Origin of the sequence: Chryseobacterium sp. ZHDP1 (assembly GCF_018603435.1) — a bacterium.
GTDB classification, from domain to species: Bacteria; Bacteroidota; Bacteroidia; order Flavobacteriales; family Weeksellaceae; genus Chryseobacterium; species Chryseobacterium indicum.
In genome coordinates this window covers 1,406,708-1,430,747 of the sequence record NZ_CP075682.1, presented here as the reverse complement: position 1 = coordinate 1,430,747, position 24,040 = coordinate 1,406,708, and the positions used below count along the sequence as shown (strand labels likewise).

General features: G+C 32.0%; 17 protein-coding genes. 11 read left to right on the top strand and 6 right to left on the bottom strand.

The window, feature by feature from the left end; translation table 11 throughout:
- Window positions 1–220: 220 nt before the first annotated feature.
- Both KKI44_RS06410 and KKI44_RS06405 read right to left on the bottom strand, forming a co-directional pair.
- Window positions 221–1,141 carry a hypothetical protein gene (locus KKI44_RS06410; protein ID WP_317195194.1) on the bottom strand — a complete coding sequence of 307 codons (921 nt, stop codon included), beginning with the start codon at window positions 1,139–1,141 and terminating at the stop codon, window positions 221–223.
- A 1-nt stretch (window position 1,142) separates the two neighbouring features.
- On the bottom strand, window positions 1,143–1,958 hold the full coding sequence (locus tag KKI44_RS06405) for an RNA polymerase sigma factor (RefSeq protein ID WP_214590358.1): 816 nt from the start codon (window positions 1,956–1,958) through the stop codon (window positions 1,143–1,145).
- Window positions 1,959–2,355: 397 nt separating this feature from the next.
- Here KKI44_RS06405 and KKI44_RS06400 point away from each other — a divergent pair, with 397 nt between their 5' ends.
- From KKI44_RS06400 to KKI44_RS06365, 8 genes are all read left to right on the top strand, one after another.
- Entirely contained in the window at window positions 2,356–2,580 is a 225-nt protein-coding gene (locus KKI44_RS06400; protein ID WP_214590357.1) for a helix-turn-helix domain-containing protein, read from the top strand.
- A gap of 141 nt (window positions 2,581–2,721) precedes the next feature.
- Window positions 2,722–4,320 carry a class I SAM-dependent DNA methyltransferase gene (locus KKI44_RS06395; RefSeq protein ID WP_214590356.1) on the top strand — a complete coding sequence of 533 codons (1,599 nt, stop codon included), beginning with the start codon at window positions 2,722–2,724 and terminating at the stop codon, window positions 4,318–4,320.
- On the top strand, window positions 4,317–6,089 hold the full coding sequence (locus KKI44_RS06390) for a restriction endonuclease subunit S (RefSeq protein ID WP_214590355.1): 1,773 nt from the start codon (window positions 4,317–4,319) through the stop codon (window positions 6,087–6,089). Before KKI44_RS06395 ends, KKI44_RS06390 begins: the two co-directional genes overlap by 4 nt.
- Before the next feature lie 34 nt (window positions 6,090–6,123).
- On the top strand, window positions 6,124–7,992 hold the full coding sequence (locus KKI44_RS06385) for a DUF262 domain-containing protein (protein WP_214590354.1): 1,869 nt from the start codon (window positions 6,124–6,126) through the stop codon (window positions 7,990–7,992).
- Window positions 7,973–10,126, top strand: coding sequence for a DUF262 domain-containing protein (locus KKI44_RS06380; RefSeq protein WP_214590353.1), 2,154 nt, complete (start codon window positions 7,973–7,975; stop codon window positions 10,124–10,126). The genes KKI44_RS06385 and KKI44_RS06380 overlap by 20 nt, the downstream gene beginning before the upstream one ends.
- Before the next feature lie 3 nt (window positions 10,127–10,129).
- Window positions 10,130–13,300 carry a type I restriction endonuclease subunit R gene (locus tag KKI44_RS06375; protein WP_214590352.1) on the top strand — a complete coding sequence of 1,057 codons (3,171 nt, stop codon included), beginning with the start codon at window positions 10,130–10,132 and terminating at the stop codon, window positions 13,298–13,300.
- Between the two features lie 31 nt (window positions 13,301–13,331).
- The gene (locus KKI44_RS06370; protein WP_214590351.1) at window positions 13,332–15,095 is read left to right on the top strand and encodes an AAA family ATPase; all 1,764 of its coding nucleotides are present in this window, start codon (window positions 13,332–13,334) and stop codon (window positions 15,093–15,095) included.
- On the top strand, window positions 15,079–15,987 hold the full coding sequence (locus KKI44_RS06365) for a hypothetical protein (protein WP_214590350.1): 909 nt from the start codon (window positions 15,079–15,081) through the stop codon (window positions 15,985–15,987). Before KKI44_RS06370 ends, KKI44_RS06365 begins: the two co-directional genes overlap by 17 nt.
- Before the next feature lie 421 nt (window positions 15,988–16,408).
- On the opposite strand, the gene KKI44_RS06360 is transcribed toward KKI44_RS06365, so the two are convergent.
- Window positions 16,409–16,606, bottom strand: a complete 198-nt coding sequence (locus KKI44_RS06360; RefSeq protein WP_214590349.1) for a hypothetical protein — start codon at window positions 16,604–16,606, stop codon at window positions 16,409–16,411.
- A 1-nt stretch (window position 16,607) separates the two neighbouring features.
- A complete protein-coding gene (locus KKI44_RS06355) occupies window positions 16,608–17,921 on the bottom strand; it encodes a hypothetical protein (protein WP_214590348.1) in 1,314 nt (437 codons plus the stop codon).
- A gap of 535 nt (window positions 17,922–18,456) precedes the next feature.
- Between KKI44_RS06355 and KKI44_RS06350 the strand changes: the two genes are divergently transcribed.
- Together KKI44_RS06350 and KKI44_RS06345 are read left to right on the top strand one after the other, a co-directional pair.
- Window positions 18,457–19,905, top strand: coding sequence for an ATP-binding protein (locus tag KKI44_RS06350; RefSeq protein WP_214590347.1), 1,449 nt, complete (start codon window positions 18,457–18,459; stop codon window positions 19,903–19,905).
- Between the two features lie 334 nt (window positions 19,906–20,239).
- A complete protein-coding gene (locus KKI44_RS06345) occupies window positions 20,240–20,440 on the top strand; it encodes a helix-turn-helix domain-containing protein (RefSeq protein ID WP_250902172.1) in 201 nt (66 codons plus the stop codon).
- Window positions 20,441–21,089: 649 nt separating this feature from the next.
- Here KKI44_RS06345 and KKI44_RS06340 read toward each other — a convergent pair.
- Together KKI44_RS06340 and KKI44_RS06335 are read right to left on the bottom strand one after the other, a co-directional pair.
- Window positions 21,090–22,580, bottom strand: a complete 1,491-nt coding sequence (locus KKI44_RS06340; RefSeq protein ID WP_214590346.1) for a contractile injection system tape measure protein — start codon at window positions 22,578–22,580, stop codon at window positions 21,090–21,092.
- 44 nt (window positions 22,581–22,624) lie between these two features.
- Entirely contained in the window at window positions 22,625–22,945 is a 321-nt protein-coding gene (locus KKI44_RS06335) for a hypothetical protein (RefSeq protein ID WP_116098401.1), read from the bottom strand.
- A 510-nt stretch (window positions 22,946–23,455) separates the two neighbouring features.
- Here KKI44_RS06335 and KKI44_RS06330 point away from each other — a divergent pair.
- A complete protein-coding gene (locus KKI44_RS06330) occupies window positions 23,456–24,001 on the top strand; it encodes a DUF4255 domain-containing protein (RefSeq protein WP_214590345.1) in 546 nt (181 codons plus the stop codon).
- Window positions 24,002–24,040: the final 39 nt, after the last annotated feature.

Here is a 24,040-nt window from a genome sequence, read left to right as displayed (position 1 = left end):
GTGTTCATAACCTCACCCTACGGGTTTACAAGCACCCTCATTTTTAGCTATCCGATGATCAATTCGATACCAGCCTTTTCTGCTTTGTATTTTATTTTGGTCTGTAGTTCATAATAGCTCCAGTTACGAAGCACGAATTCCTGTTCTTTTGCAATCCCAATTTTGTCTTCTTGATTTTTGAGAATCAATGTGCCAGCCTGCTGCCGAATGCAGAAATCAATTAGCTTACGACTGTATAGATGAAGATGATGACTGACAAAACGGTTTTCCAGATTTTCTGTTTTGTGAAGTGCCTTTTGTTTCCGTTTCGTTCCATGTCCTGAACGGGAATAACCACTCCGGCTCGAATCCTTTTATTACTGGTCTGGATCGCCAGCCTGCGGTATAGAAATTCCTCTTTCGAGCCAATATTCATTCGCGCATTATTTGCTTTTACCACAATCGGATGTTCCAGAGACAAAGAAGCTTCAGCAATGATCTCGGGTTTTAAACCATGGTCATCCTTTTCAAACTCAAAGACAGACAGCCAAAATATTTTACCGTTTTTCAGCTGGACTTGTGAGTTGCACAGCTTGATCTCTTTTCTTACAAGGCGCTCTAGGATTAAATGTTTATCAGAGAAGTCTCTCCCTAAATAGGTTTTAACGGGAATCGCAAACATATTGAAGCAAAATGCTTTCTTTGCCGCATCATACTTCATTTTGCTGATGCATTTCACCGGAAGCGGAATAGGAATGTCTATTTTAAAGTTTCTCAGTGATTGCGATCCCTGCCAGTAGTCGCCTTTGTTTTTTGAAAAAGTGGATTGGATAGTATTGTTCAGACATCCCAGAATGTCGGTGGGAATTTCTCCTTTAAAACGGTCAAAGACAAGCCGTGCTGTGGTGTTTGTTTTCGAACGGTCGAAGATTCCCATTTCATCCTTTTTTTCATCAACCAACTTGTATTGAATTTCTTCGGTGAGGTAAAAGAAATCCTTAATCATTTCCTGTACATACAGATGGGAAACAATCAGATTAGCCGCTCGGAAACAGCGGTTCTGATAACGGTAGAGCTTTTCCCACATTTGGCTTTTATATTCAGACGAAACATCAATCACCAGTTGAATTTTTCGGGTAAGGGTTATCGTAGACTTTTCCATTTCAAAGCGGTATTTCGGAAGTGTTTTGATTTTGCAGATGCTGATAGGCGTACAGAAATTCCCGATGGACTACCTTTACCGGCAATTTGAGTTCTTTGGCAATAACTGCAAATGAAGATCTCTGCTCAAACCTTCTTTTCAAAATATCAAGTTGTTGACTACTGAGTTTTTCTGACTGCTCCTTGTTATCGAAAGCTTTTTCCTGTGGCTGTTCAAAAGAACTTCTATTAAGAATTTTCCGAAGATCATTTATAGCTCTGCTCACCTCATTGCTGATGTCTTTCACACTGCTTCCCATTGCTTCTGCGATTGGTTTGTGCTGAAAGCCATATTCCAAGCAAAGTTCGATCAGGTGTTTCCTTTTTGGATCCAGAACAGGTAAAACCTTTTTGACTTCATCGAAATTTTTCTGATCCGATTCGTGACTGAGGAGATTCTCTTTATCATTTAGGGGATCATAACCCACAAGATAATCCTGATAATTCTCAAAACTTTCAAGAGAAGCAACTAGACGGTTGAATTTATTCTTCGGCGCAGTGACATAAGATATGCAATCTCTTTTCATAACAAACCGTAAAAAGCCAATAATATGCTTCGGAGTCTCAATACTGTCGCGGTGAAGCCACAATTTGAGGAATGTATCCTGAACAATAGTGTCCACGACAAAATCATCCTCAAGCACTTGCCTTCCAACCCAGAAAAGAAGTCTCTTGTAGCGTACATGTATATGTTCCAAAGAAGCCGTATTACCTTTTTTCAGTAGTTCATATAGCTGATGATCGTTGAGCTTTCGGGGTAAGGAGTTTGTTCTTTTCATAAGCAGTGTATTTGAGCTGATTATTGCTTGAAGAGCTGCTTCGATTACTAAGATGAATTCTCTACATCATTGAAAATACTCACTCACTACATCATTTTGCCAAAAGAAAGGCGTGGAACTCAACTTACAGACTAGAGGCACTGGTATACCCGTGTACGATAAGAGAGCCCACGCCGCGGTCGTGAGCTAATTTACTTATCTTCCCGTACACATAAAAATTACCAGTTTTCTAGTCGAGAATCTAAGCAATAGCTTCGATTATTATCATTGAAGTATCGCAAAGTTACCTTTATTGTAACTTATTTGGCAAATATAAAACATTTTTCTTAATGTAGGCTAATTAAACTACAAAAATTTATTTAAATCTCATCAATTTGTCTATTCAAAGTTAACTGCAATGAATAAATTAGAATTTAGAATAGCATTTGGTAAGAGAGTGGAGATGTTTAGGAAAAAGCTGAATTTAAGTTATAGAGAGTTGGCTCAAAAATGTGATGTAGATCATAGTAATATTAGTAAAATAGAAAAAGGTGAAGTAGATCTTAGAATCTCAACTGTTCAAGAATTAGCCAAAGGTCTAGATGTGCATCCACAAGAATTGTTTGATTTTAAATTAAAGTAATGTTTACGATTAAAAAAAGTAGATATTAATTGTAAAGAATCATCTATTAAGTGTTCTGAACTTAAATAAATTGCTATATTTTTATAAATTCTAAACCAGAATTTTATAAAATTATATTTGTTTGGTTTTTAACAGGTTAAAATGACTCAAAAAGATATTAAACAGCTCGAAGTAGAGCTTTGGGAAGCAGCCGATGAATTAAGAGCTAATTCAAAATTGACTGCGGCTGAATATAAAGATCCGTTATTAGGATTAATTTTATTGCGTTTTGCTGAAAATAAATATTTAGAAGCAAAAGATAAATTGCAAGAAATACTACCTATAAATCCTCGTACTGGAAAACGCCGTGATGCTACCAAAGATGATTATGTTGCTCTTGGAGCAATGTTCTTACCGAAAAAAGCACAGTATACCCATCTTGCCAATTTGCCCGAAAGTGAAGATTTAGCCGAAGCGATAAATTCCGCGATGAAACTTATTGAAAATGAGTACAAAGAACTGGCAGGTATTCTTCCTAAAAATTATCAGGAGCTTACTCCTGAAGATGATTCTGATAATAATTTACTGGCCAATTTGATCCGTATTTTTAACAGTGACTCAGTTCAAAAAGCTAAAGGTGATGTCTTTGGAAGAGTATATGAGTACTTCCTGATGAAACTTTCAATGATGGGAGCCGGTGCACAAGAAGGAGGGGAATTCTTCACACCTCCCTCATTGGTACAGTTGATTGTAAATTTTATTCAACCGGATCACGGGATTATTCACGATCCTGCGTGTGGATCGGGAGGTATGTTTGTACAAACCGCACATTTTATCAAAGATCATCAGAACAAAAAAGTAAACGAAGCTATTCAAGTTTTCGGTACCGAATATAAAAGCAATACCACACGTTTGGCTAAAATGAACTTAGCTATCCACGGAATAAACGGGAGTATCGCTAATAATAACTCTTTTTACAGTGATCCACACGAATTATTTGGAAAATGTGATTTCCTGATGGCAAATCCGCCCTTCAATGTGGATAAAGTAGATGCTAAGAATAAATTTTTAGCAGAAGATAAACGCTTACCTTTTGGTGCACCATTGACTGGTAAAGGAACAATTGGAAATGCCAATTATCTTTGGATACAGTATTTTATGTCGTATCTGAACCCAACTGGAAGGGCTGGTTTCGTAATGGCGTCTTCAGCAACTGATGCTGGAAATGCTGAAAAACGAATCCGTGAAGAGTTGGTAAAAACAGGAAATGTAGACTGTATCGTTTCTATCGGAAACAACTTTTTCTACACCCGTTCGCTTCCTTGCCATTTATGGTTTTTTGATAAGGGTAAGCGAAAAGAAAACAAGAATAAAATACTGATGATCGATGCCCGTAATGTTTATCGAAAGGTAAGCACTACGATTAATGATTTTTCTCCTCAGCAATTGGAAGGATTAACGGCTATAATGGCATTATACCGTGGTGAAACTCCTGAAATAGCAGTTGATAATACTTGGTTTAATGAGCATTTCCCTGAAGGAATATATAGTGATGTAGAAGGTTTGTGCAAAGTGGTAGATTTGGAAGAAGTTGCTGAGCAAGATTATAGCCTTACACCAGGACGATATGTGGGTGTAAGCATTGATATTGATATGGATTTTGATTACAAAACTCGAATGCAGGAATTGCATGACGAATTAGCCAAATTGAATACAGAAGCCAACCAATTGATGAACCAAATACAAGCTGTGAGATTATGAGGAAAGGCTGGAAAGAGGTGACTTTGGGGGAAATTGCTAAAGTTAAAGGTGGAAAAAGATTACCAAAGAATCACGAATTATTAGAAATAAAAACAAAGCATAAATATATACGTGCTCGTGACATAAAAGATGGCAAAATAAATTTTGACCAACCAGTTTATATTTCAGAAAATACCCATCTTCAAATTAAAAATTATATTGTTAATTCAGGCGATCTTATATTGACAATTGCAGGAACCATTGGTGAAGTAGCGTCTGTAACTAATGAGTTTGATAATTCTAACTTAACTGAAAATGCAGTCAAGATAATTGCAAACAAAGCACTTGTTTATGGTAAATTTTTAAAATACTATTTAGGTACAAAAGCTATTTATGATCATTTTCAATTATTAGCTTCAGGTGCAGCTCAGCCTAAATTAGGAATATATAAGATTATTTCCACCAAAATCCATCTTCCAGCCCCTCCCACCCAACATAAAATTGCTTCAATTTTATCGGCTTATGATGATTTGATAGAAAACAATTTGAAACGAATTAAAATTTTGGAAGAAATGGCACAACAAACCTACGAAGAATGGTTTGTACGGATGCGTTTTCCGGGTTATGAAACTGCGGTTTTTGATGAAAATGGTTTGCCGAAAGGGTGGAGTATTGCAAAACTTAGAGATGTTCTCGTCCTTAATTATGGTAAAGCATTAAAACAAGAAGTTAGAATTGAAGGTGAATTTAATGTATATGGCTCATCTGGAGTTGTTGGTACTCATATTGATTATCTAGTAAAAGGTCCAGGATTAATAATAGGAAGAAAAGGGAATGTTGGATCAGTTCATTTTGAAAATAATAACTTTTATCCAATTGATACGGTTTATTATGCGACAAGCGAGTTAAGCTTAAAATATCTTTACTATTTGATAAAAAGCTTAACTTTTGTCAATAATGATGCTGCTGTCCCTGGTTTAAATCGGGATGCAGCATACAATAAAGAAATTATCAAACCAATTCATACTCTAATAAAGAAGTTTGATGATTACTGTGCGCCATTATATGTTATTAAAGAAAATCTTCAATCTCAAAACAAACATTTACGAGAGACTCGGGATATTTTGTTACCACGTTTAATGATGGGGATAATTGATGTAGAGAGTTTAGAAACAAAACCAATTGAGGCTAAAATCATTCCGTTAGAACAACCTAAAAAAGAAGCTCCAAAAGAATTTAAAGAAGCCGTTTTGATTGCATGTTTAACTGAAAGATTTGGTAGCGAAAAATTCCCTTTGGGTAGAAAAAGATATACCAAGCTTTCTTATCTTTTTCACAGATATTCAGACAATAAAATTCAGGATTATCTGAGAAAAGCTGCAGGACCTTACAACCCAAAAACAAAATACGGCGGTCCTGAAAAGATTGCGCTAAATAGCAAATACATACAAAACTGGAAAGGAGATAAAGGTACGACAGGATTTGTAGTTGCCGAAAAGATAGATGATGCTAAAAAATACTTTTCCAACTACTGGCAAATAGCCGATTTGGATTGGCTTGTTACAAAGTTTAAATTTAAGTCTAATGATGAACTGGAGCTTTTGGCAACAGTTGATAATAGTTTGATAGAGCTTTCTAAAAAGAATATTGAGTTTACTTCAACCAATGTTTTGGACATTATAAAATCTGAAAAAGAATGGGAGGCGAAGTTGGAGCGAACGATTTTCAGTGATGCGAATATGGAGAGCGCGATTGGGTTTCTAACTGAAACATTACAGTATGAGAAATAATTAAAATTAAAAAACTAAAAACTAAACTAATACCGTGGCAAATTTAATTTATAGTACAAGAGAGGTTTTTACTACTTTTCTGAAAGACAGATTTTATAAAATTCCAGAGTATCAAAGAGGCTATAAATGGAATGAAAAACAAATTGTTCAGCTTATTAATGACATTAATGGATTTGATGCTGAAGATGAGAATTTATTTTACTGTTTACAAAATATAACGTTATATCCATCTACAGAAGATAAAAATATTTTACACATTGTTGATGGACAGCAAAGGCTAACAACAACCTATTTATTATTTTGTTATTTAGGATTTCAGGAATATTTGGTAGATAAGTTTTCCTATGCTGTACGAGAAAGTTCAAACAATTTTATTCAGAGAATTCAGAGGGAAAATAAAACTTTTGTTGATCACATTCTATCAACTTCTAATTTTGATGATTTTTGCTTACAAGAAAAAGAAGAAGATTACGATCATCAAGATATTTTTTATATGTATTCTGCTATCAGAACATTTGATACTACAATACAGAGCTTGAAGATAAACGTTGAGGTTTTTAAAGAAAAATTTGCTAATAACGTAAAGTTTATCGTCAACGAAATTCATTCTAATATAAAAGAGCAAGAACTTTTTATGAATTTGAATACAGGAAAAGTTCCATTAGATGGAGCTGATCTTGTGCGAGCAATCATAATAACAAGAGTCGCTAAAGAAGAAATGGGATCTTTTAAAGAAGATTCTATTAAAGATATTGTCAGGTTAAATGAAAAGAGAACACGAATAGGGTGGGAATTAGATCAATTAAATCAATGGTGGTCTCAGGAAAATGTAAAGAATTATTTTACTCCATTTGTAAAGATAGAATTAGATAATCAGGAAACTATTGAATTCAATGAAGAAATTAATCCCATTAATATTCTTTATAAACTATGGGCTGCAACTCAGCTTAAGACAGATGAAAAACTCCGTTTAAAACTCTTTGAAAATACTACAATTAGTTCATTAGAGTTATATCAAGAATTAGTTTCTCTTAATAGAACATTAAATGATTGGTTCTCGGATCGGGAGATATATCATTATTTTGGTTTCATAGCTAATAATCAGCGTAGTTTTAATTTTAGAAAATATTATAAATTATGGAATTCTAAGGATATTACTCGTGATGGATTTATTAACGATTTGAAAAAAGATATTCAACAGTTGGTTTTAGGATCAGAAGATAAAAAAGATAGTGGTTATAGATACTGGAGTGAGCAAATCCTTAATTTTGATGGTAAACATAAAACCAATTGGTATGAAAGGGATGAGTTGGAGAGATTTTTAATTTTATTAGATATTATTGAAATTTCAGGGAATGATTCAATACCGTTTTTATCTCCCAAACATTTCCGAAAATACAAAGAAGATAAGGAACATATATATCCTTGTACACCTAAGAATATTAAAGAATTAGAAAAAAGTACAAACGATTATAATTCAATTGTACAGTATTTAACGGATATAAATCTGAATATAGAAGAATTATTTCCTTTTAATGAAAAGTTTTGGAAAAAAAGATCTGAGCTGGAAAAAGAAGAGATTTTAAAAGATTTAGAATTAAAGATTCATGAATTGACACCTATTAATGCTATCGGTAATCTAGTTTTGCTTCATTATTCTATAAATAGAGGTTTTGGTAACAACTATTATATTGATAAAAGAGCATCTGTAGTGAACAATGTTCACAATGGAGAATATGTAAGACAGCATACTTTAAATGTTTTCGTAAAAGCAAGAATAGATGCTAGAAATTTAAATGATTGGTCGTTCAATGATATTATTTTGAATTGTGAGGCTATTGAAGCAAAAATTAGATTATTTTTTGGATTAAAAGATATAAAAAATGAAGAATCAGCAGCTTAAAGAACAGAGTATTTTATTTTTATTATCTCAAAACAATTTTATTGTACCAGAGATTCAAAGAGAATATGTCTGGGGAAATAATCCAGACGTCTTAGAACGATTCTTAGATTCTATAATTGATAAAATTGGAAATGTTTGTGATACTTGTGGAACACCTAAAACATCTTCAAAAATAAATATGGGTTTTTTATATACTTATAAACCAAGCTATGTAAATTACAATTATGAACGTTTTTTAGATGAAAATTTAATTGATGGTCAACAAAGATTTACTTCACTTTTCTTATTGTTGTTTTATTGTGCATTAAAAGAAAATAGAGTAGACGATTTCAGAGATGCGATTCGTTACAATGAACTCAATGAGATAGCTTTTGACTATAAGGTTAGAAACTTAACACATCTTTTTATTCTGGATTTAATTTCTAAGATTGATAATGTTGAAAAGCTTGATCAGCTTTTAACATCAAAAACAACTTGGCTCTTAAAAGATTTTAATCAGGATATTACTGTTTTATCAATGTTAAAAGCTTTGAAACTGATAGTAGTAAAATTTAAGGATAGAAAAGAGAAGTATTTTGATTTTATACTCAATAATATCAAATTTTATCATTTCAAAACGGAAGTGACTAATCAAGGAGAAGAACTTTATATTACAATGAATGCCCGCGGAGAAGCATTGTCAAAGAATGAGGAAAACAAAGCGGCCTTAATGTTTGATGACTCAAATCTATTTGAGTATGGAGCAAAATGGGAAGAATGGCAGGACTTCTTTTGGAAAAACCGGGATAAAAATAATCTGCAATCAAATTCGGATAATGGACTAAATGAATTTTTAAGATGGATTCAAATCATTGAAATGACTCTCTGTGATAACGAACTTAATACGGATGAAGATGAAAAAATAGATGAAAAGTCTCTAACAAAAAAAATTGTTACACTTATTCAGGGTGAAAAAATTCATTTAAGTAGAGAGTATTTTTCAATAGAAAAAATTGAAAAGTACTTTAAAGCTGTACATTATATTTTTAATGAATATTATTCTGATGCTGATATTTTGGAAAAATATTCTTCAGTAAATTCAAATTTAATAAAAAGAGAATGGTTAAGTCCTAAAGATAAAATCATAAGCCAGATAGACTCTTTTAGGTTTATTCCAGTTTTGTATTATATATATAGATTGCTGGATGAAAATAGAGTTATTAAAAACCAAGAAATTTTTAGGCTTTTGAAATATCTTAATAATCTAAGACGTGATACAACTGTGGCTAAAACTATTAACAAACAGGTAATTAATGCAATTAAATTAATTGACAATTTATTAGAGATTAATACAGATATTGCAAAAATTATTGAGCTTGATGCAAATTTAGCTTCAAAAACATTATTGACATCAGAGGAAAGATTTAAATTCTCTGTTTATTTAGAAAAAAGCAACCGCGAGGATTTTGAGTCTGTATTTTGGAAAGTGGAAGATAATAAGATATTCAAGGGCAAAATTAGTCCTTTATTACAATTTTCATATCACTATCACGCCCCGGAAGATTTTAATTATTCCAAAGCTTTTGAAGGATTAAATGTATCTGAAATTGATTTAGAGTTATTTTCGAAGATATATGAGAATTTCAAAATAATAACAGAAGAAAATGAAAATAAACTGTCAGACGATATTTGGGCTTCTATGCTTTTAACAGATTACTATTCTATAAGAAACTATAATGATAATCATAAAATTGTTAATTGTGAAAGTATTGAAGATTTTAATTTAGTAAGGAGTAAATTCTTTTTGATGAGCTTAAAAGAAATTGAAACTTTTACTTCTGCACAAGATTATTTCCAAAATACTTTTAGTTCCTTTATAAGTAATTATAATTCATTGAATGACCTAAGTAATGAAGAGGATTTAAAAAAGCAGCTTTATATCTATTATATCGCTTTAAAAAATAATAATAGTTGGGAATATTGGAAAGGTAAAAACTTTGGGGTATACTTAAATCCTAAAAAATTCAATTCATTTTTCGATATTAATGTAAGATTCCAGCATTATAAGCAGAAATGGGCTGGTGCTGATTATAATTATTTTAATGATGATAAAAAACAGTTGATTAAGTTTTACAAACCATTATTTAATAACTAAGCTATGTCCTACGAATACTCAGAAGATGCATTGATAGAAAACGCTACCGAAGAAGTTTTAAAAGAACTTGGATGGGAAGTTACTACAGCCTGGAAGAATGAAAGTTTTGGAACAGAAGGATTATTAGGTCGTGAGAATAGAGGAGAAGTAATTTTAGAACGATATGTTTTGGAGGCTTTACAGCAGTTAAATCCAGACCTTCCGGAATTAGCATATACAAGAGCTTTAGAAAAAATTGTTCAAAAAGAAGCAGATAAAACTATTGCTCAACAAAATAAAGCCAAATATCAATTATTAAAAAATGGTGTTGAGGTTTCATTTACAAATGAGGAGGGCAAAACCCAAAAGAAAACTTTAAGAATATTTGATTACAAAGATTATTTAAACAATCATTTTCTGGCTGTTCGGCAATTCGAAGTCAATGGCGAGTTACATAATCGTCGTCCTGATGTGATTGGTTTTGTAAATGGTATTCCATTAGTATTCTTCGAGCTTAAATCTCACGCTATCGATTTACGCTCTGCTTATGAAGATAATTTCAAGGATTATAAAGATACAATCCCTCATTTATTTTATCACAATGCCTTTGTAATTTTAAGCAATGGTACAGATGCTAAAGTGGGTACTGTAACCAGTCCATATAAATATTTTCTTGACTGGAAACGTATAACAGAAGATGCTGAAGGAATTGTAAGTTTAGATACAATGCTTAGAGGAACCTGCGCTCCTAAAAACCTAATGGATATTTTCGAGAACTTTTTACTCTTCGATGAAAGCAATGGAAATATTGTAAAGCTAATGGCAAAGAACCATCAGTTTATTGGGGTAAACAGAGTGTTGGAAAATGTTCCGAATATTAATGGTCTCGAAGGGAAATTAGGAGTGTACTGGCATACTCAAGGTTCGGGTAAAACATATTCTATGGTCTTTCTTTGTGAGAAAATACATCGAAAGTTTGGGGGTTCTTACACATTTTTGATTGTTGTAGATCGTACAGAACTGGAAAATCAGGCTTACGATACATTTTCAGGTGTTGGAATTGTTAACAATAAAAATGTAATTGCCGGTAAAAAGAAAGGTATAACGGGTAGAGATCACCTTAGGGAATTATTAAGTGAAAATCATCGGTATGTATTTTCATTGATTCATAAATTTTCTATTGATCCTGAGTTAGAAACAGAATACCCGCTTATCACCGAAAGAAAAAATATAATTGTAATATCTGATGAAGCACACCGTACTCAAGGAGGGAAATATGCAAGAAATATGAGATTTTTTGGATTGCCCAATGCTTCATATTTAGGATTTACCGGAACTCCTATCATTAAAGAGGAGCAGGAAGTCACAAAAAATATCTTTGGAGAATATGTTTCTGTATATGACTTTAAAAGAGCAATTGAAGATGAAGCAACCCTTCCACTAAAATATTTGAATCGTGGAGAGCGACTAAATATTGATAATCCTGCATTGGATGAACAAATGGCTGAGATTCTTGAAAATGAAAATCTTGATGAAGATCAGCAAAAGAAATTAGCTTATCTATTTAAAAAAGAATACCCGATACTTACTGCAGAATCGCGTCTGAGAGAGATCGCTAAAGATTTGGTTTGGCATTTTAATGAAAGAGGTTATCAGGGGAAAGCAATGTTGGTAGCACTTGATAAGCCAACAGCGGTTCGGATGTATGATTACATTATGGAATATTGGCCAGAATATCTGACCGAACTGGAACAAAAAATTGCAGAATCAAAAGACCTTCAGGAAGAGCAGGAATTAAAACGTAAATATAACTTAGTTGTTTCAACAGAGGTTTGTGTTGTCATCAGTTCAGAACAAAATGAAATTGATAAATTCAAAAAAATCAATTTGGATATTGAAACGCATCGTCGCAAAATGGTTGAAAGAAATCTTGAAAAAGAATTTAAAGATGAAGAGCATCCATTCCGATTGGCAATTGTATGTGCGATGTGGATAACTGGATTTGATGCGCCTTCTATTTCAACAGTTTATCTTGATAAGCCGATTAAAGGACATACTTTAATGCAAACCATTGCCAGAGCAAACAGAGTGTATGATGATGAAAAAGAAAATGGGCTTATTGTTGATTATGGTAATGTGTATCAGCAATTAGAAAAAGCTTATGCTGTCTACGGAGAAGGAGATAAAGGTAAAAAAGGAGATGAGAATGATAATCAAAAACCATTCGAGCAGTTAGAAACAATGTCTGACGAAATAAAGGAAGCTATTGATGACGTAGTGAAAATGTTAGAAGAAGAAAACTTTAATTTAGATACTTTAATTGAAGCTACAGCTATGGGGAAAATTGCGGCAGTAAATAATGGAGCGAATGCTGTTTGTAGAAATGACGAGTCCCGTGCTAAATTTGAGATAGCGGCTAGAAACGTATTTAGAAAGTATAAAGCACTTTTTCCTGAAAAACAGGCAAAAAAATACACTCCACAATATAACGCTATCGATGCCATTTACAGTAAACTCAATCAAAAAGTAAAAAGTGCTGATGTTACAGAGATTATTTTACGTTTACAGAGTGTAGTCAATGATTCCGTTGAGGTCGATACTGTTCAGGAAAATCCTTATACAATGATAGATTTGTCTAATTTAAATATTGATGCATTAAAAAAAGCATTTGAGAAAATCCCTAGAAAAAATGAATTAGTATATGATCTAAATAAAGCTGTGGAACAAAAATTAGAACAGATGCTTAAAGAGAATCCTTTACGTTTGGAGTTTTATGAACGTTATAAAGAAATTATCGAAGATTACAATAATGGTAAATCTGAAGTAGAACTTGTACGCAGTTTTGAACAATTGTCAGAATTTATTCAATCCCTGTCACAAGAAGAAAAAAGAGCTTATCAAGAAAATTTGGATGAACCTACCTTATCCATTTTTGATCTTTTAATTCAGGATAAAAACTTGGATAAGGAAGAAAGAGAAAAAGTGAAGAAAGTGGCAGCAAAAACTTTAGAAATTCTCAAAAATGAAAAGTTAAATATTCCTAATTGGAAAGAAATTCGAGAAGTAAAAGCAGGTGTAAAAACTACTATTTATGAACAGTTATTATGGCTTCCAGAAAATAAATATACTGATGAAGAAGTAAGTTTAAAAAGTATTGCTGTTTATCAGCATGTTTATTCTTATTCATTTTTATAGAAGATTTTATTAAAATTTTAAAATAAAAAATATGCTGGATCTTGTTGAAGTTCATGAAGAATTATATTTATATCTGCTTGAACAAAGGAAAAGAAATTCTGAACTAAAATTTACTTTTAGAAAAAGTAATCATGCAAATAGATTGGAAGAAGGGTATTGGTTTTACGGAAATGAAAACTATTTAGCAATATCATTTTGGGAAGGGATGGATTGGAAAAATAGAACTCCGAATATATGTTTCATAATTGATAGCAAGGGAAAATGCACCTTGGAAATTAATGTTTCAGATTCTACTATCAAGAAAGAATTTATTGAAAGATATTTTTTAGAAAGAACACTAAATTTAGAAAAAATTGGTAAAAAATATATCATCAAGTATGATAATGTTTTTTCTGAATACAGTAATCGCATATATGATCTAAACGATTACAAGTCTGTTTTTGATTTTTTCCTGCGCACAGATAAAGAAAATATTGATGATATTATTAGGAGTAATTCTGATTTTTTTGAGATGATGGGATCAAGTGAAAATGAAATTTCATTTTTAAGTTCAGAAGAATTTCTAAAAAGACATAATAAAATTAGGCAGTATAGAAAACGCAAGCAAGAGATTGATAATGAAGATGAATTTGTTATCAAAGAGGATAAGCCTTGGAAATTATTTTCAATTAATATAAAAGATTATGGATTAATAAATGACTTATCGATTGAAATAAAAAACAAAAAAAATCAGTGGATATTTTTAACAGGTGAGAATGGATCTGGTAAAACGAACCTTTTACGAGCAATGGCAACAACATTGGGAAATAGAATGTTGTCAAAAAATGAATTTGAAGAAAATCCTAATTTTAAAGTTATTGCCAACTTCATTTATAAAAATAAATTACAAGTATACAATAGAATTGGAAATGGTGATGTAAAAGGTAAAAGAAAACCATACATTCAAGGGTTGGCAATGTATGGTCCATATAGACTTGATATGGTGGTAGATAAGATGAATAAGGCTAAATTTAAAAAAGAATTAAATAAAGAAGAGTCTTTCAAATCTTTATTTAAGGTAGGAACTCCACTATTAAGTATTGACAAACAGTTTGAGTTTTGGAGGTCTGGATCAAAGCGAGAAAAGAATCTTTTTCAAAAAAGAGAATATTATATTAAGTCTTTGATAATTGATGTTGTTCATAATTTAGTTGATATTAGATTTACCATTGAAAATAACAAAAAAATTACAAAGTACATTTTTACTAATGATCAGAATCAAGAATATTCTTTAGTTTGGGAAAAATTATCAACTGGTACAAAAAGTACTATTGCGATGCTTGGTGATATTCTGATTCGTCTTTTCAATCAACAATCTGACATTCTTGATCCAGCAGAATTACGAGGGATTGTTATTATAGATGAAATTGATTTACACCTTCATCCTAAAGCGCAAAAAGAATTAGTAATAAACCTCTCAAGAACATTTCCTAATATTCAATTTATTGTTTCTTCCCATAGTCCAATACCTTTTATTGGTGCACCTGAAGAGAGTGTATTCATTACGGTTGAAAGAGATCAGAATAATAATATCAAAGCGACAATGTTAGATATAGACATTTCAAATCTATTACCTAATACAATTTTAAGCTCACCTATTTTTGGCTTTGATTCCATAATTAATGTTCAACATAATCCAAATGAGAGTTTGATAACAGAGAACGATTATCAAGAAGCCGCATTTTATAAAATTTTGAATAGAAAGATCACGGAACGAACTATACAATTAGGAATAGATAATGATTCAGATAACTAGAAAAGATTACAATGATATTCCCGAACCTTTGACAAGACCTGGGACATTTAGGCAAATTGAGCGTGCAGTTGCAGAAATGAATGGTGATAAGTACAATACTACTTATTATAAAGATGAAGTTGTAGTTAATAAGCTTAAAGCATTTTCTGTGCATAAAGATAATCTTGATGCGGGTGATAAACCAAAATGCTATTATTGTGAATCATATGTTGATCACGTAGCGACTTTACAGGTTGAACATTTTAGACCAAAGGCTAAAGTCGATGAAATTGATAATAATAGTTTATCCCACCTTGGTTATTATTGGTTGGGTTTGGAGTGGAGCAACCTTTTGTTATCTTGTCCAAGTTGTAATGGTAAAAATGCAAAAGGTAATAGATTTCCTTTAGTTGATTTCAACAATAGGGCCAGAGCAATAAACCCAATAAGAAATTCACCACTTTCATTTGACAGAACACATTGTATTGCCAATCAATCTCCCTTATTAGATGAAGAACCATTATTAATTAATCCGGAGTATGAGGATCCGACTCCTTATTTGACATTTAATGATGTAGGACAAATACAGGGTATTGGTGAAAAAGGAGAAAAGACAGTTGATATATTGAAATTATATAGAGATCCTTTGTTGGCAGCCCGTCAGGTTAAGTTAAATGAAATTATTAAGAATATTAAATTAGCTTGCGCAGCAAGAGCAATGGGTAAAATTAATGATGATGGTCTAAAAGTTTGGCTAGAAGCAGAGTGTACTAAAGTCTTAGAATTAGATAATGTTAGAAATGAGTACTGTTTGTGGGGTAGACATATTATTGCAAATTTTGAAAGTTGCGTTGTTTCTAAAATTGCGATATATAAAGACGAGTTACGAGATGCTTTCCAAGAAGTTAGATAGATAAAAAACTGAGCTATAATTTGTTGAAATTCTGAACTTATTTTTTTCTAAAATTGATGAAAATTGAGGTGTACTGCCGAAATGTATCAATTATCACCGTTGCATTCGGGAAATGTTAATTGTCTGATATACAAATAATTTATAAGATTGGAGGTGTACAGAAGCAGTACAATGAAATTTTAAATTCTTCGTCTAGTATTGTAAAATATTGTTTTACAAGTATTTAATATGACGAGATTCGTGCAGAAAAGTAGAAAAAAAAGATGTTGCAGCATCTTAATAGTGTACCACTTTTGTACACCTCGATCTATGTAAAACACCGTCAATAAGGACTTCTTTAGATACTGCATTTTTTTTAATTCAAAGAAAGTTTTCAGATTCCATATCAATTGCTTAAAATGCCACAAACATAATTTTAACATTATTTATTGGCATATTCAATTTTTGAAAATTCATGCTTAACAATATCCTCAACACGCGCAGAAACGGACTCAATTGGAATGGAATTACCAGGAGTATTCTGAATATTAAATATGAAACTAGATTCATATCTACCCTTTTTCAACATACGTTCCTTTTTTTGTTTATATGCTAACCTTTTCGACAAAAAATTTTTCATACTATATTTTAAAATATTTACTACCAAATGATTGATTAATTTCTATATCAAAATAGTGTTTTCTTTTCATCCAAATAAAACCGTCTCCTTTTGTAACAATTGCAACGTCAACAGGTCCGCCCACACTCTCATCAGATGAGTCTAATGCAGTAAATTTACGTTTTAACGAAGTAATATTGACTAATGATTCCGCTAGTTCAGACATGTCTTCTTTACCCATAAAGGCTAACGTATCTAATAAAGGTTTAGTTATACTATTAAATTGATAATCATCTAGACCTTGTATCAATTGCTGAGATATATTAGTCAATGCAGTCCGGATCTGATTAGATAGTTCAGGATTTCCCAAAAGTGCTTCTATTTGATCGGATGCGTTTTCAAAACTACTCTTTACAGAATTTTTCATTTCACTTTTAAAGATAGGATCAACGCCGGTTAAAACCGTTGTAGTGACATCTCCTTGCGCAAATGGGATTATATTGGCACTCTTAACAGTCCCGGGTTGAATATAAATTGGTTCGATAATCCGGATCCTTAATTTGTCTCCTATCAATGCACCAACTAAGACATTATGGCTTGAGGGATACATCTCATTCTCTCCAAAACCAAAGAAAACTAAACCACAAAAACTTTCGAAAATATATTCAATATTTACTATAGAAAATAAAACTTTCATGATTCTTTCTCGGTGTTCATCGTTGATTGTAAAATCATCAAATTCCGCCTTTATCTGCTGTTCAATAAAATTACCAATATCCGTCAGTTCCTGCATATAAACATTACAATAATCTTCATAGGACAATTCGCTGTAAGTACCTTGATCATAGGTAGCCAGCTCCACAAAGTATCGCTGTAATTCTTCTGAAATTGCCCCGTGATAGATTTCAGTCCGTTCCTCTGTGGTTAAAGTATCTAAATCGACATCACTTTCATACAATTTATCTATAGTTTTATTGATAATTGACAAGTGTGCCCACGCACAAAAACCATAGAAATTACTTGTTTTAACTATGGCAGGAATCGGCCCTAATTTTCCATTTATGAACCTAATAAAATCATTTTGATATTCAACAACAGTATTAAAAGACCGATCACCAAGCTGTTTTCTGTACATCTTAATTAATGTCTCCAAAGGCATGCCCAGCAGATCCGCATTACTATAAATAGCGATACCTACAGGATGATATTTTGAAAGCGTAAATATTTTATTACTTCTATTATATACCTTTTTACCATTAGTACCTGCAACAGTTACAGCACTATCGGCTGCAACTGAAATGCCTTGTGAATTTAATACTCCTACTATTGCAGTCATGAAAAATTATTTAGTTTGTAGTAAATATATAAAATTGTAACACATCATAACGATAATTTAGATAAAATCCTGAGTTTCCTTGCAGACCTCTGTAAAAATCACCTTATATAATTTTGCCAACTGCAGAAAAGATCGCAGAATCTATAAGAAAAAGGACAAAGCTCGAATTATTCCGACAGGTGTGTTAGCTCTTTATAAAAATGGAGGCAGACTGCACCGAAACAGAAGCTTTCTGCGCGCAGAAAGCTAATACACAAGGGATGTAATAGAAAAGATAAGAATCTAAAAATTGATGCAGGGTCAACCAATAAAAACACTTATCTCAATCGATACACATGATCATGAGTTTAGCTATTCGCCGATTACAGAAAAGAGGAGTATTAGAACTTGCTAGAGAAGGCGACGAATGTTAAGGAGTTATAAAGGGAAATAACAATCAAATAAACAGAAAAATCTTCTATCTCATAGTTATTTGTAAAAATAAGCACATTGCAATGTGCTTATTTTTACTAAATTTGTTTAAATAAGCAAAAAAATGAGTAAATCAAGACTTATTCCGACAGAAAAAATTATCGAAAGATTACAATATGAAAATCCTTGGTGGATAACTCAGGAAATTCCGACGGTATATAAAGAAATGTCGAAACGTTTGTATTTCGAGTTATTTTATCCTTTTGTAAAAGAAAAAGAAATTCGTCGTGCAGTGGTTTTAATGGGGCCACGACGTGTTGGAAAAACCGTTATGATGTTTCATACTATTGATCAATTAATTGCTGAAAAAATTAATCCACAACGTATATTTTTCGTACCTATAGATAATCCTATCTATGTGCATCTTAGTTTACAAGAGATTTTAGATCTTTGCAAAGAAGCTTTAAAAATATCAAACTTAGAAGATTGCTATGTTTTTTTTGACGAAATACAATACTTAAAAGATTGGGAGCGACACTTAAAAGTATTAGTAGATAGCTATCCAAATACAAAATTTATCGTTTCAGGTTCAGCCGCTGCTGCATTAAAATGGCATAGCACAGAAAGTGGCGCAGGAAGGTTTACTGATTTTATGTTGCCACCCTTAACTTTCCAAGAATTTATCCATTTAAAAAACAAAAATCATTTAGTGAAAAATGGTTTTATAGAATATGGAGAAAAACAACTTCCATATTTTATTCCACATGATATTGATGAATTAAACAAAGAATTTTTACAATACCTCAATTTTGGAGGTTATCCGGAAGTGGTTTTATCTGAAAAAATTCAGAAAGATATGGGACGGTATGTAAAAAATGATATTGTAGATAAAGTCCTCCTTCGAGATTTACCCAGTTTATATGGGATAAAAGATGTACAAGAGTTGAATCGTTTTTTCACTTATATCGCTTATAACACTGGAAATGAATTTTCTTATGAAACAATGTCAAGAGAAAGTGGCATACAAAAAGAAACCTTAAAAAAATATTTAGAATATTTGGACGCTGCATTCCTAATTAAGGTTCTCAACAAGGTAGATGTAAATGCGAAGCGATTTAAAAGAATTACAAGCTTTAAGGTATATCTTACCAATTCATCTTTGCGAACGGCTCTATTTTCACCTGTTAAAGAAACAGACAGCGAAATGGGGAACATGGTTGAAACTGCAGTATTGTCCCAATGGATGCACCGTGAAAATTTGGATTTAACCTATGCTCGCTGGAAAGACGGTAGAGTTGAGGGAGAAGTAGATTTGGTGTTGGTGGACGATAAAAAATTTAAGCCAGTTTGGGGGGTAGAAATCAAATGGAGCAATCGTTTCTATGAAATGCCAAAAGATTTGAGTAGCCTCATACAATTTTGTAAAGCCAATCAATTGAATAGTGCTTTGGTAACAACAATTGCTAGAATAGGAACAAAGAAAGTAAGTGATCTAAATTTCACTTTTGTGCCTGCATGTGTTTATGCATACAATATTGGTGAAAATACATTGAGAATGAAATCTACCAATTAACAGTATTATTAAAAATGTTTATTTAAAAGCAATTTCAAAAGATCTTGTAGCACTTTAAAACTTTACCACTTTTGTATCTTGAGCTGCAATCTACATTACTAAGCGCTTCTTTAGATACTTTAGCGGGGGTTGAATAACAAGTAAAAAAAGATTAAATTAATTTAATTTATTAAATAATTTAGAGCTATCATTAGTAATGAGCTTTTAATATTGCCGAAACAGTCAAAAATATTTGAACTGTAAGAAAATGGAAGTTATAATTTAAAAAAAATCGGTAAATTTGTAATACAATAGTATTATTTATTGCTAAAATATAACACTAAATAATACTATTATGTTACTTGTATCACTTTCCAAAACCGAAAAAAAATTAGTCAATAATATCCGTAAAAGACGATTGCAAATGAATCTAACACGGGAGGGTTTGGCTGAAAGATCTGGTGTTCCTTTACCAACTCTCAGGAAATTTGAGCAAAAAGGCTTGATCTTTTTGGATTCATTTCTAAAATTGCTTTCAGTTGTTGGTGGTTTATAAGAAATGGTTGATCTGTTAAAACCAAAGGAACAGAGTTTTAGATCTATTGATGATGTACTAAAATCAGAAGAAAAACCCATTAAAAAAAGAGGTAGCAGAAAATGAAAGTAGGAAGCGGAGAAATAAATATAAGATTGAATTGGTTGTTTAATTTAGCCTCTTGTGTGTTTGACAATTTGTAATTGATTAAAACATTCAGTATAAATTTTAGCTATTTTTGTTAGAATTCTAAACTAATCTTCATCCTAAAAATGAATAAAATTTGAGGTGTACAGGCGAAATGTATCAATTATCACCGATCGCAGTCGGGAATTGTTAATTATTTGATTTACAATGATTTATAAGGTTGGAGGTGTACAGAAGTAGTACAAATGAATTTTCAAATTTATCGTCAAATATTGTAAACTATTGGTTTATAATTGTTTAATGTGACGAGATTCGTGCGGAAAAGTAGAAAAAAAAGATGTTGCAGCATCTTAATCCTGTACCACTTTTGTACACCTTACATCACGAAAATCACCATCAATAAAGACTTTTATAGATACTGTATCGGAAAGTAACTAAAAAAAAAATATACCAAGTTATATTTATTCTAAAAATAGGAAAATCAAAGTCTGTATGTTTTAACAGACTTTGATTTTAAAACTCTTTACCAGTTCACAAACATAAACTGATCCTTCCATGGCAACTTCACAAGACCGATTCCCCACGAAAGTCTTTCCAGTAAAATATCCTGCGTTTTTCGTTCTACGGTAAGAGTGCAGTCGTGGTTGGAGACAACCAGTTTTCCGGGACGTTGAAAAAATTCATTACGGAGCAATTCTGCAGATGAGGTTTTCATGGCACTCCAGTTGTGCTGAACGCTTTCTATAAGATTTTTAGCCTGAGCTTTATGTTTACGCGTAAGCTTAATATGTCGGTTGATGGGTTGATGAAAAGGAATATTGCACAAAAATTTCTCAAATATCATGTCGTATTCCGGAGCATTTGTTTTTCCGGTAGCAATATAATGGAGCAGATGTGCACCCAGTTCAGGATCTAAAAGCTGATTAGTTTTCTTGTCCAGAAGATCGCAATGCTCAAAAAAAGTTTTCATAAACGGATGGATCAGAACCAGTCCGGCATTTTGGACATATTGTCCTTCATCAGAAACAATTTCATCATCTTTTTCTTCAGAATTTTTGCTATTTTGCATTACCTCATCGTTGGTTTCCGTAAAATTTTGCTGATTTTTTTTCGTTGTCTTTTTTGTATTTTGATCACTTTTGATGAATGTATCTTCAATTTTTTCAATCAATTCAGCTTCTTTAATCTCCGGAAATATCTTTAATACTGTTTTTACATTCTGAAGATTATCTTTTGCAGAATATGAAACTTTTAATAAAATTTCGGATTTCAGTATTTCTTCTAAAAAATAATCCTCAATATGGATGATCGGAGATTTCAGATGCCTCGACAAAATATTTAAAACCAGTCTCCATACAATGATTCTGTTCATCTGATCCAGCTTTGAGATCAACTGTATAATCTCTGATTGTAAATTGATTTTTAATGTTTTATCTTTTAAAATAACATTGCATAATTGGGCAATTTGTCCGTCAGAAAGCTGATGAATGATTCTTTCCTGTACATTTCTTTTAGAAAAGACAGGAAGAATGCAGCTTTGAAAATTTTCAGCCTGAATAATAGCATTAAATACTTTTGGCTCAAGCAGAGAAAGAGTTTTTTTATCAGAATTCCACCATGGCATACTTCCTCTTTCCAAAAAATAAATAAAGCCCTGAAGAATTTTTTCCTGATGGGTTACTAGATACGCTTCAGAATTATTTGCTGTAAACTCATCTGAATTTAAAACGGGGTTTGTAATTTCAGATAATTTCTCTTCAAATACTTGGGCAATTTTATCTTTCAGATCAGAATTTAATGCGCTGCTTTTTACATCCAGATTCAATTCCAGTTTAGGGATCTGCAAAATGTAGTCTTCTAATCTGTGTTCAAAAGTACTGAGGTATTTTTCTATTTTCGGAAATACATCCATCGACAGAAAACTGTTGATGTCGTCTTTTATACTCAGTCCCTTTTCTTTATTATTTACCGTAATTTCAATAAAAACTTTCTGAATGATATGATCTTGCTTCACATTAAATAAATTTGGGTTATACAATGGTGGAATTTCTGTACGGTCTATTTCTTGTCAAATTCTCCGCCCCAGAAACCTGCAGGACAAAGACTGTATTTGGATCTCTGTTTTGCACTCAGTCTGCATCCGCAACCTCTTATGAAGCCGTCTTTCGGACCGTTTGAAACTTCCAGAGTCTGAGGATGAATCCATTTTTGGGTATTGCAGTTGTTTCCGTTTTTTAAAGGACAGGCGTTACAGATTTCTTCTCTTACAGAAAAAACAACTTCTTCGTCCTGATTTGCCATACCCAGTTTTGATCTTAATTCATTAAAATGGCCGCCAATGATTTCATTGCGCTTGCCAAAAAGAGTTTTAATATTCATTGTGATTAAAGTTTAAATTATAGGGTCAAAATTAGAGGAAGAAAAACTGTATAACGAATAATAAGACCTCGCTGTTCTGTCTTTGCAGTAGATCATAAATTTATATTCTGATAATAAAAACGATAAATTTTTTAATTAAGAGAAGGATGAATCTGATCAGATTTCGGAATCAGATCTTTTCAGATATTGATACTTGAAAAATATTGAGCGGATAAAAAAATCAATGGAGGAATCTCACAACATTATACTTAAAATAATCATTTTTCACGCCTTAAAATTACCTTCAGTTAACAGTGTTTATTTCACAAGCCTTAGATCAGGATAAATTTTTGTTAAATTTATAAGGTGTTAATTATTTGATTATCATTATTTTATATTGATTTATTTTTTAGGTTAAAAGAAAATTCAAAAAAAGCATTTACTGCAAAGACAGGATGGAGCCCCCAAAATATTCGTTTTTTAAGTCGGGTGGATTGTATGTTTGCACCATAATACTAAAGAACAAAAATTATGATAAAAGAAGTATTAACAGTTTTAAAAAATGAATTGCATTCTGCCGGTTTAGCAGATGTTGTTGTTAACGACATCGCAAAGCATGAAGACGGAGCTGCGGGACTTGATAATAAAGTGGTGATTACTTTACTGAACGTTCAGGAGGAATCTACCATGAAAAATATCTCAAGATATGTAAAAAATACATCCAATGTTACAAAAATGGAAAGTCCTTCGGCGTATGTAAATCTTTTCGTAATGGTTACAGCCAATATGACGGATTATGACAGTGCTTTAATAAACATTTCAAAAGTTATTGAGGTTCTTCGTGCAAAAAATGTATTGGAATATGTTGCAACCGGTATCGGGGAAAGTAACTTTACTTTCAGAACAGAAATGCATGCCGTACCGTTTGAGCAGCTAAGTTACATCTGGGGTTTATTGGGCGGAAAGATCATTCCTTCCGTAATGTATAAAGTAAGTGTGGTTAAGATTGGAGCTAAAAATATTTCTGATGTTCAGCTTATTAACGATGTTGATATTAAGGATATTACGGTTAAATAATATCAGAAAACAAATAACCCTTTAATTTAAAATTTATGA

Coding starts and splice junctions, on each gene's coding strand:
- KKI44_RS06410 (WP_317195194.1), bottom strand. CDS start 1,141: ATGGAAAAGTCTACGATAACCCTTACCCGAAAAATTCAACTGGTGATT.
- KKI44_RS06405 (WP_214590358.1), bottom strand. CDS start 1,958: ATGAAAAGAACAAACTCCTTACCCCGAAAGCTCAACGATCATCAGCTA.
- KKI44_RS06400 (WP_214590357.1), top strand. CDS start 2,356: ATGAATAAATTAGAATTTAGAATAGCATTTGGTAAGAGAGTGGAGATG.
- KKI44_RS06395 (WP_214590356.1), top strand. CDS start 2,722: ATGACTCAAAAAGATATTAAACAGCTCGAAGTAGAGCTTTGGGAAGCA.
- KKI44_RS06390 (WP_214590355.1), top strand. CDS start 4,317: ATGAGGAAAGGCTGGAAAGAGGTGACTTTGGGGGAAATTGCTAAAGTT.
- KKI44_RS06380 (WP_214590353.1), top strand. CDS start 7,973: ATGAAGAATCAGCAGCTTAAAGAACAGAGTATTTTATTTTTATTATCT.
- KKI44_RS06375 (WP_214590352.1), top strand. CDS start 10,130: ATGTCCTACGAATACTCAGAAGATGCATTGATAGAAAACGCTACCGAA.
- KKI44_RS06370 (WP_214590351.1), top strand. CDS start 13,332: ATGCTGGATCTTGTTGAAGTTCATGAAGAATTATATTTATATCTGCTT.
- KKI44_RS06365 (WP_214590350.1), top strand. CDS start 15,079: ATGATTCAGATAACTAGAAAAGATTACAATGATATTCCCGAACCTTTG.
- KKI44_RS06360 (WP_214590349.1), bottom strand. CDS start 16,606: ATGAAAAATTTTTTGTCGAAAAGGTTAGCATATAAACAAAAAAAGGAA.
- KKI44_RS06355 (WP_214590348.1), bottom strand. CDS start 17,921: ATGACTGCAATAGTAGGAGTATTAAATTCACAAGGCATTTCAGTTGCA.
- KKI44_RS06350 (WP_214590347.1), top strand. CDS start 18,457: ATGAGTAAATCAAGACTTATTCCGACAGAAAAAATTATCGAAAGATTA.
- KKI44_RS06345 (WP_250902172.1), top strand. CDS start 20,240: ATGTTACTTGTATCACTTTCCAAAACCGAAAAAAAATTAGTCAATAAT.
- KKI44_RS06335 (WP_116098401.1), bottom strand. CDS start 22,945: ATGAATATTAAAACTCTTTTTGGCAAGCGCAATGAAATCATTGGCGGC.
- KKI44_RS06330 (WP_214590345.1), top strand. CDS start 23,456: ATGATAAAAGAAGTATTAACAGTTTTAAAAAATGAATTGCATTCTGCC.